Here is an 11,725-nt window from a genome sequence, read left to right as displayed (position 1 = left end):
AGACCAAATGAAAAAAGACAAATTATATCTATTTACAGTTTTATCAATTACAGTTGTTTTCTTAATTATATCTGTTATTGCAGCAAAGTACTTTATAAAAACAAGTGCTAACCAACTAATAGAAGTACAAGTTGAAACAAGTAAAAGAGAGGCAAATGAAATTGCTAGTATTGTAGATTTTCAATTGGTAAATAATTTGAATAAAGAAGCAGTTCTAGAAAATTTACAAGCGACTATTTTAGGGACAAATTCTAATGCTTGGTTTGTTTCTGTTATAGATTGGTCTGGAAAAAAAGTGTGTTATCCCGATAAAACGAAGCTAGGAGAGATAGAAAAATCGAACTCAAATTTACTACAATCACTTAAAGAGAAAAATAACTCAGAAGATCTATATGATATTTTAGTTGCTAATAGAACTTCAAAAAGCAATGAGGAAAATGTAGAGGTTATTCATACAGTTCCAGTAAAAAGTACCGATTTATTAATCGCAGCTAATGTGAACGTAAGTAGTATCGATAAACAATTACAAAGATTAAAGCGTAATTTTTATATGATTTTCTTACTAATGGGAATATTAGTTATTGTTTTATCATCAGTAGCTGTTCGAATTATAGGAAGTAAATATGAAAAACAATTAGAAGAGAAGTATACTTCTTTAGAGTCTGAAGTTATTAATTTATCTAAATTGAATACCGATTTGGTAAATTATAAAGAGAAAAAAGAGAAAGATTTAGAAATAGAAGCTAAAATAGCTGCCGAACTCGCTACTCAAATAGTAGAAAAAGAAGAAACTGTTTCAGAATCAAGTGAAGTTGAGATAAGTGAACCAAACAGAAAAAGAATCTTAACGTATATGCGAAATGAATTAGTACCAGTATTAATAAACGAAATAGCATATGTATATACAGAAAATACAATTACTTACGTTGTAAATTTTGATGGAAAGAAATCTACATCTAATGCAAGTTTAGATGACATGTATACCAACTTCGATCCAACATTATTTTTTAGAGCTAACAGACAATATATAATAAGTATATCTGCTATTGATAAGATTATAAAGTATGGTAAAAGTCAATTAAAAATTGTTTTAAACTCTAATACTAACGAAGAAATTATTATTAGTAAAAATAAAGCAGCAGAGTTTAAACAATGGTTGAATATGTAAAATGTTTCAATGCTTTTTTTTCCGCTTTAACCTCTTTTTTTAACCGCTCACAAAGTTTAATACTTCTTGTTTATTAGGTTTTAAAGTTATTTGGGATATAATTGAAAATCGAAAAAACCATGAAAAAATTAATTCAACAAACCTTAAGTGCGTTAGCATTAGTGTTCTTTTTATTTAGTTGTAGTAAAGCTGAAGATCAAACTCCAGAAACCTTAACTATAGAAAATAAGATTGAAATTTTAGAGGATGGAAATTGGTTGCTTAAAGGTTTTGAAGACCGAGTAATGTATGCATTCAAAGAAGGGAAACGTGAAACTTTTTACGGAGAAAATGGAGAGTTTTCTCAACCCATACCGGCTACAAATGATTATTTTCCAACAGGAACTAAGTTAACTATTGATTTGAACTTCGGTAATGTTAAAACGTATGATGTTCAATTAAGTTGTAACAATAATATTGTGGAGCTATACGATGAAAACGGAGAGTTAAATAGTACACTGTATAAACAAAATTCAGATTACGAGAATTGTTTAAATTAAACCAAGTTTTTTATATTCTATTATCTAGGATAGTGCCTACCCAGCACTGTCCTTTTTTTATATCTTAAATTTATCTTTGAATTGCTTTAGCTAAAACTTTTATAATCCTGAAATTACCGTAAATTTGCAGCTTAAATTACGTCGTTTTTTTAATGACAGGAATAAAATTAAAGAATGCAATACAATCACCAAGAGATCGAAAAAAAGTGGCAAGAGTTTTGGGCAAAAAACCAAACTTTTAAAGCGAGTAACACTTCCGATAAGCCAAAATATTATGTGTTAGATATGTTTCCTTACCCATCTGGAGCAGGATTACATGTTGGACATCCATTGGGATATATCGCAAGTGATATTTATGCACGTTACAAACGTCATAAAGGATTTAATGTATTGCACCCACAAGGTTACGATTCTTTTGGATTACCAGCAGAGCAGTATGCAATTCAAACAGGTCAACATCCTGCAATAACTACAGAAACTAATATTAAAACATACCGCGGACAGTTAGATAAAATCGGATTTTCATTCGATTGGTCTCGTGAAGTTCGTACATCAAACCCAGAATATTATAAATGGACACAGTGGATTTTTATCCAATTGTTCAATTCTTGGTATAATAAAGATTCAGATAAAGCAGAAGACGTAAGTACATTAATTGCAAAGTTCGAAGCTGAAGGAAATGCAACTGTAAATGCAGTTTGTGATGAAGATATCATTACGTTCACTGCTGACGAGTGGAACGGTTTTTCTTCAACAAAACAACAAGAAATTTTATTACAATACCGTTTAACATTTTTATCTGATACAGAAGTAAACTGGTGTCCAGCTTTAGGAACAGTTTTAGCAAATGATGAAATTGTAAATGGAGTTTCTGAACGTGGAGGTCATCCTGTTGTTCGTAAAAAAATGACACAATGGTCGATGCGAATTTCTGCGTATGCACAACGTTTATTAGACGGATTAAATGGAATTGATTGGCCACAGCCATTAAAAGATATTCAAACCAACTGGATTGGTCGTTCGCAAGGAGCAATGGTTTCTTTTAAAGTTGATGGACACGATGCAAATATTGATGTGTTTACTACACGTCCTGATACGATTTACGGAGTAAGTTTTATGACGTTAGCTCCAGAACATGAATTGGTAGCAAAAATTACTACTGATACACAACGTGAAGCAGTAGAAACTTATGTAGAAGCTACAGCAAAGCGTTCAGAGAGAGATCGTATGGCTGATGTAAAAACAATTTCTGGAGTTTTTACAGGAGCATATGCAATTCATCCATTCTCTGGAAAAAAAGTGCCAATTTGGATTGGTGATTATGTATTAGCAAGCTACGGAACTGGTGCTGTAATGGCAGTTCCTTGTGGTGATCAACGTGATTACGATTTTGCAAAACATTTCGATTTAGAGATTCCAAATATTTTTGAAGGTGTAGATATTTCTGAAGAAGCTTTTGCAGATAAAGAAAAGTCTGTTATTGCGAATTCTGATTTCTTAAATGGTTTACCATATAAGAAAGCGATGAAAACTGTAATCTATGAAATGGAACAACGTGGATTTGGTTACGGAAAAATAAACTATCGTTTACGTGATGCAGTATTTAGTCGTCAACGTTATTGGGGAGAACCATTCCCAGTATATTACAAAGACGGAATGCCTCAAATGATTGAAAAGCAACATTTACCTATTGTTTTACCAGAAGTTGAAAAGTATTTGCCAACAGAAGACGGTAAACCACCATTAGGAAATGCTGATGTTTGGGCTTGGGACACAACTACAAATACAGTTGTTTCAAATGATAAAATAAATAATGAAACAGTATTTCCATTAGAACTAAATACGATGCCAGGTTGGGCAGGAAGTTCTTGGTATTTCAACCGTTACATGGATGCTACAAACGATGGTGAATTTGTGAGCGCAGCAGCAGTTGAGTATTGGAAAGAAGTAGATTTATATATCGGTGGTTCTGAGCATGCAACAGGACATTTATTATATGCACGTTTTTGGCAAAAGTTCTTATTCGATTTAGGTTTAGTTCCTATGGATGAGTTTGCGAAGAAGTTAATCAACCAAGGAATGATCTTAGGAACTTCTGCTATCGTATACAGAGTTGCTGGAACAAACAAATACGTGTCTTTAGGTCTTAAAGACAATTATAAAGTTGATGAATTACAGGAATTACGTGTAGATGTGAAATTAATTAATTCTTCAGATGAGTTAGATTTAGAAGGGTTAAAGAATTGGCAACCACAATATGCAGATGCTGAATTTGAGTTAGAGGACGGAAAATATATTGTAGGTCGTGAAGTTGAAAAAATGTCTAAACGTTGGTTTAACGTTGTAAATCCAGATGATATTTGTGAGGAATACGGAGCAGATAGCTTACGTTTATTTGAAATGTTCTTAGGACCTTTAGAGCAATTTAAACCTTGGAAAACTTCTGGTATTTCTGGAGTATATTCTTTCTTAAAGAAACTTTGGAAGTTATTCCATAACGGAGAAAACTTCGAAGTTTCAGAAGGAGAACCAACTAAAGACAACTTAAAAACATTACATAAAACAATTAAGAAAGTAGAAGAAGATATTGAGAATTTCTCTTTTAATACTTCGGTTTCTACATTCATGATTGCGGTTAATGAGTTCACTGCTCAAAAATGTAATAACAAAGCAATTTTAGAAGAGTTATTAATCTTAGTTTCTCCTTATGCGCCACATATCGCAGAAGAATTATGGAGTAAATTAGGGCATGAAAATTCTATTGCTTTTGCAGTTTTCCCTCAGTTTGATGAAAAACACTTAGTAGAGTCTGAAAAAGAATATCCAATTTCTTTCAATGGGAAAATGCGTTTCAAGCTTAATTTACCATTAGACATGTCGAAAGAAGATATTGAAAAAACAGTAATGGCTCACGAAAAAACACAAGAACAATTACAAGGTCGTACACCTAAAAAGGTGATTATAGTACCTGGAAAGATTATCAATATTGTAGGATAATTTTACTATAAATGGATGTTTGCTAAGCTTTAGTAAATATCCATTTATCTATATGTTTTTGTAGTTTTCTTTCTTGGAAATTGGTTTTTTGTTGAAAAATCACTATCTTATTGACTAATTTATTAAGTTTTTTGATGTTTGTTAATAGGCTTAATTTAAAAGGTTTACAAGATGAAAAAATTAATCCCCATTATGTTTGTTTTCTTGAGTGCCTTCCAGATTCACTCACAAAAGCTAACTCAAGATGTATCAAAAACTACAGTTGTATTTAAAATAAAGTATTTTGGTTCTTATGTAGATGCTTTATTCACAAAAGTGGATATTGATGGTAATTTTAATCAGAATGATTTAGAATCTAGTTTTTTAAATGCAACAATAGATGTAAATTCATTTGACACCAATAATTCATATCGAGATAAAATTTTATCAAAAGATTATTTTGATGTGAAAAATCATCCAACTATTACTTTAAAATCTACAGAGATAGAGAAAGTAGCTATTAACTTATATAATCTCAAGGCAGATTTAAATATTAAAGGAACTATTAAATCTGTAACGTTACCTTTAATAGTCTCAGAAAATGGAAATAAGATTAGTATTAAATCAGATTTTACTATAGATAGGCTAGATTATAAAGTTGGTAAGAGTAGTTTTTTATTGTCTAGAAAAGTGGTTACTAACGTGAACTTTTTAGCAGTTAAATAACTCCTTTTTTATCATCTTTTGTGAATATTTTATATAACTTTTCAAGAATGTTATTCTTATTTTTGCTCTTTTTTTAGAGATTGAGTTTATGGATTTTCACGAGATATTAGGTTATTTGGCAGCTTTTCTAACAACCGCATCTTTTTTACCACAAGTTTATAAAACTTGGAAGACAAAATCTACAGAAGGTTTGTCTCTTAGTATGTATACAATATTCTTTACAGGGATAGTTTGTTGGTTAGTTTATGGAATATATTTAAATAGTTTACCTATTATTTTAGCGAATACTATTACTGGTGTTTCTGCATTTTTACTTATTGTAATGAAATTAAAATTTAAGTAATGAATATAATTTAAGATTATATTTAAAAGAGAAAAGGGTTTTTAATGATCTTATTTATTTTGAGAATTATAGTATTAAGAGGAGTAAAATAAAAGATTTTTAAACTTTTTTAGTATTTTCATTTTCCATACATAACTACACCTTTATTGAAATTTTGCAAAAAAGTACATAACGCAAATTATTATCGAACGGTAGAAGATATTCCAGATAATATCTGGAAAGAACTTAACTGTACAGGTAATTTATATTTTAATCCTAGCTATTTATCAGCGATTGCTAACCATCACAAAAAAATTGATTTTTGGTATGTTGTTTTATTTGATGATCATTACAATCCTATTGCTTTTGCTACAATTCAAGTAGTGAATTTTTATTTAGAGAATGTTCAAAATGAATTACAAAGTATCGTAGATAAAATTAAAAAAATAGGAAGAAAACTTCATTTAATTTCCGATCGAAAACCTTTAAAAATATTAACCTGCGGAAATACTTTTGTCAGTGGGGAACATGGAATATTTATTAAGGAAGGACAAAATAAACAAAAAGTAATTAAACAAATTTCAAAATCTGTTTTGCAGTTAGTAAATGACAAAGCTCATTTTAATTATAGAATTCATGGTTTTATGCTAAAGGATTTTGTAAAAGAGTCTTTATTTATTAGTGATGAATTACTAGAATATAATTATCATTCTTTCAATGTAGAACCAAATATGTTAATGCAGATAGATAAAGATTGGTCTGATTTTAATGATTATTTAGGAGCAATGAAAACTAAATTTAGAGTAAAAGCTAAAAAAGCTATGGAGCGCAGTTTTACTTTGAAAACTATAGATATTAACGAATATAATATCAATATTTATTTGGAAGATTTATCAAAGCTATATAAAAACGTATCATCTAAAGCTGGGTTTAATTTAGGAGTGTTTAATTTGTATTCTTACAAGGCTTTAAAAGAAAATTTACAGCAAAATTATATTATAAAAGGGTATTTGTTAAATGGTAAATTAATAGGTTTTTTATCTGGTATTATTAATCAACTAAATTTAGATGCACATTTTGTAGGTATAGATTATACTTACAATAGAGAGTTTGCTATATATCAAAGAATGTTATACGATTATATTTCTATAGCAATTTATCATAAATTATCTCAAATTAATTTCGGAAGAACAGCAAGTGAAATAAAAAGTTCGGTAGGAGCAGAACCTCAGGATTTAACGATTTATTTCAGACATAAAAATAGTATCCCAAATAAGATTTTAAAATATTTTATAGATAAAATTCAACCTACTCCTTTTCAACAAAAGCACCCTTTTAAAGCCAAAAACCTTGTTAAGCCAAACTAAAAAGAGTACTTTTAACTAATAAATCAACCTTATGAAGAATACTACAGAACTCGTAAATATTCTTACACTTGAAGATCAAGGAGATAATAATTTTAGTGGAATAAGTAAAGATATTGGCAGTCCAAATGTATTTGGAGGACAAGTTTTAGCACAATCTTTAAATGCAGCTACTCGAACAGTAGATGCTAAAAGAATTTTACACTCTTTACATTCTTATTTTTTAGAACCAGGGAATTTAGAACTACCTATTATATATAATGTGCAAACTATTCGAGATGGTGGAAGTTTTTCAACCAGAAGAGTTACTGCACATCAAGGTGATAAAACCATTTTTATTTTGGCGTGTTCTTTTCATAAAAGAGAAGAAGGTTACGAACACCAAATGCCAATAAAGAAAGAGATGAAACAACCTGAAGATTTGTTAAGTTGGACAGATATGTTAGATCAGTTTGGTGATTTTCTTCCTAAAAAAATGAAAGCTTTTTTAAGTATAGAAAGGCCAATAGAGTTTAAACCAGTTCAAGTAGTAAACCCTTTCGATCAAAAAGATTTACCACCAGTTGTTGATGTATGGTTTAAATTAAAAGGAGATTCTAAAAATTTAAGTTTAGCACAAAAACAACAAATATTAACTTATATATCAGATTATAATATTTTAACAGCTTGCTTATATCCAAATGCAAGTAAAGCACATTTCGGAAATACACAGATGGCGAGTTTAGATCACTCTATGTGGTTTTATCGTGATTTCGATTTTAGTGATTGGATGTTGTTTTCAGTTGAAAGCCCGAACTCTTTTGGAGCTAGAGGGTTTGCTTGTGGAAATATTTATACAAGAGATGGAAAATTAGTAGCTTCTGTAGCACAAGAAGGTTTAATGAGACCAGCAAGAAAGAAATAAAATTATGAGTCCTTTTTTATATGTATTGTCAGTAAATGGATTATTATTCCTATTTAGTTTAATTTTTCATTTTTTTCCTCCAAAGAAAATTAATTCTTTTTATGGTTATCGAACTTTTCGAACCATGCAGAATCAAAAGATTTGGGATTTTGCTAATGGTTATTTTAATAAACAGTTTTTGTTATACTCAGGAATTTCCTTTTTAGGAGCCATAGCGTTAGTGTTTATCAATCCTGAATTAAGTTGGCAACCTATGGTTTTATTAGTATTGTGTTTAGCTGTCTCTGTGGTTAAAACAGAACAAGAATTAAATAAATTTTTTGATAAAGAAGGTAAAAAACTTAAAAAATAATTTTATTTATACTCTTCTTTCAATAATAAAATATCATCAATAATTTTCTTGATGTTTTCAAACTTTGTTCCGTCGTATATACCTCGAATTCTTTTTTCTTTATCAATTAAGACGAAATTTTCAGTATGTATAAAATCTTGTTCACCACCGTCACCTTCATCTAAAACAGCACAATAACTTTTTCTTGCTAATTCGTAAATATGTTTTTTGTCGCCAGTAACTACATTCCATTTTTTATCGATAATTCCCATACGTCTACTATATGCTTTTAAAGCAGGAACAGAATCTTTTTTAGGAGTAACAGAATGTGATAAAAAACGAATATCATCATCATTTTTAAAATACTCTTGTAATTCAACCATATTAGTTGCCATTGGAATACAAATTCCTTTACAAGTGGCAAAAAAGAAATCTGCTACATAAATTTTCCCTTTATAGTTTTCTTGAGTAATTTTTTCTCCGTTTTGATTGATTAGCTCAAAATCTGATATTGTATGATTTTTAGTAAACATACGGATTGATTTATCAACTAATTTCGGATTTATATCAGCAGGGTTGTAAATAGGTAGCTTTTGATCAACTTTAACTAAGAAATAATAGCAAGGTAAAACAATTATAGAAAAGAAAATAAGAAAAATAAAAGTGTATTTCGATTTTTTAAAAAAAGCAACATTCATTATAAGTAGCGTAATTATAATGCAAAAATACAGCTTAAAAAAAGGGAATCCTAAAATCTTTGTTAAAACATATGAAAGAAGAAAAGCCGAATTTTTAGAACTCTACTTAAAAGTGTACATTTGTTAAATTTTATAGAAAAGACACTACAAACCATTTATGGAAATATTTATAAAAGCATCACAGTTTATTTTAAGTTTATCATTACTTATTGTTCTTCATGAATTAGGACATTTTATACCTGCTAAACTATTTAAAACCAAAGTAGAAAAGTTTTATTTGTTTTTCGATTATAAATTTTCCTTATTTAAAAAGAAAGTAGGAGAAACTGTATATGGGATTGGGTGGATTCCTTTAGGAGGTTATGTTAAAATTGCTGGAATGATTGATGAAAGTATGGATACTGAACAAATGAAAGGAGAACCACAACCATGGGAATTTCGTTCAAAACCAGCTTGGCAAAGACTTATTATTATGTTAGGAGGTGTAATTGTGAATTTCATTTTAGGAATTTTAATTTATATCTGTTTAATGTGGGCTTATGGGGAAAAATATTTGCCAAATGAAAATGTAGTAGATGGACTTTGGGTTCAAGATCAATTGGCTGAAAGTTTGGCTTTAAAAACAGGAGATAAAGTAATTTCTGTTGATGGAGTAAAAATAAATAAATTCAATCAAATACCTATTGAGTTAATCAATGGAGAACGTTTTGTAATTGAACGAAACGGAGAAAAAATTGAAAAAGAAGTTCCTGTGAATTTTATTTCTATGTTGGTAGATAGAGATAGAGATGCAGGGAGTTTTATTTTACCTAGATATCCTTTTGTTATTTCTTCAATTAGTGATAAATCTGCAAATAAAAATTCTGGTTTACAGCCTAAAGATATTATAATAACTATTGGAGGAACTCCTATTAAGTATTTTGATGAAGGTAAAGATATTTTTGCCAAATTAAAAGGTACTAAAACAACAATAGAAGTAAAACGTGGTGAAGAGAAAAAAACTATAGAAGTTCAGGTTAATGATGAAGGGAAATTAGGTGTAGGTTTAGCTCAATTACCATTAAAAGATTTAGAAAGATTAGGATATTATAGTTTAGAAACTAAGACTTATTCCTTCACAGAAGCAATACCAGCAGGTTTAAATAAATCATGGAGTACTTTAACGGGGTATATAAAACAACTTAAAAAAATATTTAATCCAAGTACAGGAGCTTATAAAGGTTTAGGAGGATTTATCTCTATTGGAAGTATTTTTCCAGCTGAATGGAGTACTCAAGCCTTCTGGAATATTACAGCCTTTTTATCAATTATGTTAGGTTTTATGAATTTATTACCTATTCCTGCTTTAGATGGTGGACATGTAGTATTTACTTTGTGGGAAATGATTACAGGAAAAAAACCTGGTGATAAGTTTTTAGAATATGCACAATTATTAGGTTTCGTTATATTATTAGCTCTTTTAATCTTTGCTAATGGAAATGATGTTGTGCGTTTAATAAGTAGTTGGACGAAATAAAATTCGTCCAAACTTAATTATGTAGCTGTCTTTACTTTTAATGAAAAATTAAAGAGGCTTACCCAATAATAATCTTTTCTACAATCTAAACAATTGTAAAATTTTAAGAAAAAGATATGTTTTGCAATACCTATTCTTCTTTTTCTTATGCGGTTATTAGAACCACAATGTGGACAAGTTTTCATGAATTTTATTTAGTAGTTAGTATAATTCCCCAACAGTTAAAATTAATTCATAAAAAATATATTGAATAAAAAAAAGAAGGGGATTTTTCCCCTTCTTTTTTCTTTATGAAATATTGTTAGTTTTATTAGTTCTTGTAATGGCTTGTTCGTTTTTCCAATCAATCCATTTCTGACCTTTTATTCGTCGCATTATATTATCGATAGTTCGCATAATAAACACATTGTAAACTGCTTTTCCAAGGTTTTTAGGGTTTCTAGCTATAGCACGAAGACTCATAGAAAAACCTGGTGTTATGTAGCGCATATAATGCCAATAACCTTCTGGCATATATAAAACATTTCCATGTTCTAATTCTGCAACATGACCTTTGGCATGTTTCAATGCTGGCCATTTGTCAAAATCAGGATTATTAAAGTCGATATCTTCTCTTGTAATTAACGAATGTGGTATTTTATAAAGATGTTTATTTTGCTTTTGATCGAACAAAATACATTTCTTTTTTCCTTCAAAATGAAAATGAAAGATATTAGCTAAATCAATATCATAATGCATGAATGTATACGAGTCTCTTCCTCCAAAGAATAACATTGGTAAACCTTTCATTAATCGTAATCCAAAATCAGGGTAAGAAAAATCTTTTTGAAGCACAGGTACTTCTTTTAAGATGTTCCATAGGAAAATTCGAAACTTAGTAGGTTCGCGTTTTAACAAATCTACATATTCACTCATTTTCATTTTAGCGTGAGGTTCGTTAAAACCATCTTTATAATCTACAGGTCTATCGTCGTATAAAGGAACAGTTTTATCACCAGCAATCTCTTTCATATATTCTAAAGACCATTTAGAATATGCAGGCCAATCTTCAATAAAACGCTCAATAACTACAGGTTTTTGAGGCTTGAAATAGTTCTTGATAAAGTCTTCTTTAGTAATAGTTTCAACTCTATCTATTTGTTCCAATTGTAATCCCATTAGTCAAATTTTGATAACCGCAA

Annotated in this window: 11 protein-coding genes; 9 read left to right on the top strand and 2 right to left on the bottom strand. The window is 29.5% G+C overall.

The genetic code is table 11. The annotated features are described in order from the left end of the window. Window positions 1-7 precede the first annotated feature (7 nt). The 8 genes from ACSIGC_RS09765 to ACSIGC_RS09730 all read left to right on the top strand — a co-directional run bounded on the left by ACSIGC_RS09765 (window position 8) and on the right by ACSIGC_RS09730 (window position 8,351). The gene (locus tag ACSIGC_RS09765; protein WP_442264639.1) at window positions 8-1,168 is read left to right on the top strand and encodes a LytR/AlgR family response regulator transcription factor; all 1,161 of its coding nucleotides are present in this window, start codon (window positions 8-10) and stop codon (window positions 1,166-1,168) included. Window positions 1,169-1,287: 119 nt separating this feature from the next. Next, complete coding sequence (locus tag ACSIGC_RS09760) at window positions 1,288-1,707, top strand: hypothetical protein (protein WP_442264638.1); 420 nt, start codon at window positions 1,288-1,290, stop codon at window positions 1,705-1,707. Window positions 1,708-1,881: 174 nt separating this feature from the next. Further along, the gene (leuS, locus tag ACSIGC_RS09755; RefSeq protein ID WP_442264637.1) at window positions 1,882-4,704 is read left to right on the top strand and encodes a leucine--tRNA ligase; all 2,823 of its coding nucleotides are present in this window, start codon (window positions 1,882-1,884) and stop codon (window positions 4,702-4,704) included. 171 nt (window positions 4,705-4,875) lie between these two features. Next, a complete protein-coding gene (locus ACSIGC_RS09750; RefSeq protein WP_442264636.1) occupies window positions 4,876-5,409 on the top strand; it encodes a YceI family protein in 534 nt (177 codons plus the stop codon). 88 nt (window positions 5,410-5,497) lie between these two features. Further along, window positions 5,498-5,752 (top strand): SemiSWEET family sugar transporter, encoded by a 255-nt coding sequence (locus ACSIGC_RS09745; RefSeq protein ID WP_442264635.1) that lies wholly within the window; start codon window positions 5,498-5,500, stop codon window positions 5,750-5,752. A 146-nt stretch (window positions 5,753-5,898) separates the two neighbouring features. Next, entirely contained in the window at window positions 5,899-7,098 is a 1,200-nt protein-coding gene (locus tag ACSIGC_RS09740; protein ID WP_442264634.1) for a GNAT family N-acetyltransferase, read from the top strand. Window positions 7,099-7,129: 31 nt separating this feature from the next. Next, complete coding sequence (locus ACSIGC_RS09735) at window positions 7,130-7,999, top strand: acyl-CoA thioesterase (protein WP_442264633.1); 870 nt, start codon at window positions 7,130-7,132, stop codon at window positions 7,997-7,999. Between the two features lie 4 nt (window positions 8,000-8,003). Beyond that, window positions 8,004-8,351, top strand: a complete 348-nt coding sequence (locus ACSIGC_RS09730; protein WP_442264632.1) for an SdpI family protein — start codon at window positions 8,004-8,006, stop codon at window positions 8,349-8,351. Window positions 8,352-8,353: 2 nt separating this feature from the next. Here ACSIGC_RS09730 and ACSIGC_RS09725 read toward each other — a convergent pair whose 3' ends face one another. Further along, complete coding sequence (locus tag ACSIGC_RS09725) at window positions 8,354-9,028, bottom strand: SCO family protein (protein WP_442264631.1); 675 nt, start codon at window positions 9,026-9,028, stop codon at window positions 8,354-8,356. A gap of 157 nt (window positions 9,029-9,185) precedes the next feature. Here ACSIGC_RS09725 and rseP point away from each other — a divergent pair, with 157 nt between their 5' ends. Continuing rightward, complete coding sequence (rseP, locus tag ACSIGC_RS09720) at window positions 9,186-10,544, top strand: RIP metalloprotease RseP (RefSeq protein WP_442264630.1); 1,359 nt, start codon at window positions 9,186-9,188, stop codon at window positions 10,542-10,544. A 288-nt stretch (window positions 10,545-10,832) separates the two neighbouring features. On the opposite strand, the gene ACSIGC_RS09715 is transcribed toward rseP, so the two are convergent. Next, complete coding sequence (locus ACSIGC_RS09715; protein WP_442264629.1) at window positions 10,833-11,702, bottom strand: cupin-like domain-containing protein; 870 nt, start codon at window positions 11,700-11,702, stop codon at window positions 10,833-10,835. Window positions 11,703-11,725: the final 23 nt, after the last annotated feature.

The organism is Tenacibaculum aquaeponti, from assembly GCF_052084715.1.
Taxonomy (GTDB): domain Bacteria; phylum Bacteroidota; class Bacteroidia; order Flavobacteriales; family Flavobacteriaceae; genus Polaribacter.
This window is presented reverse-complemented; position numbering and strand designations above follow the sequence as displayed.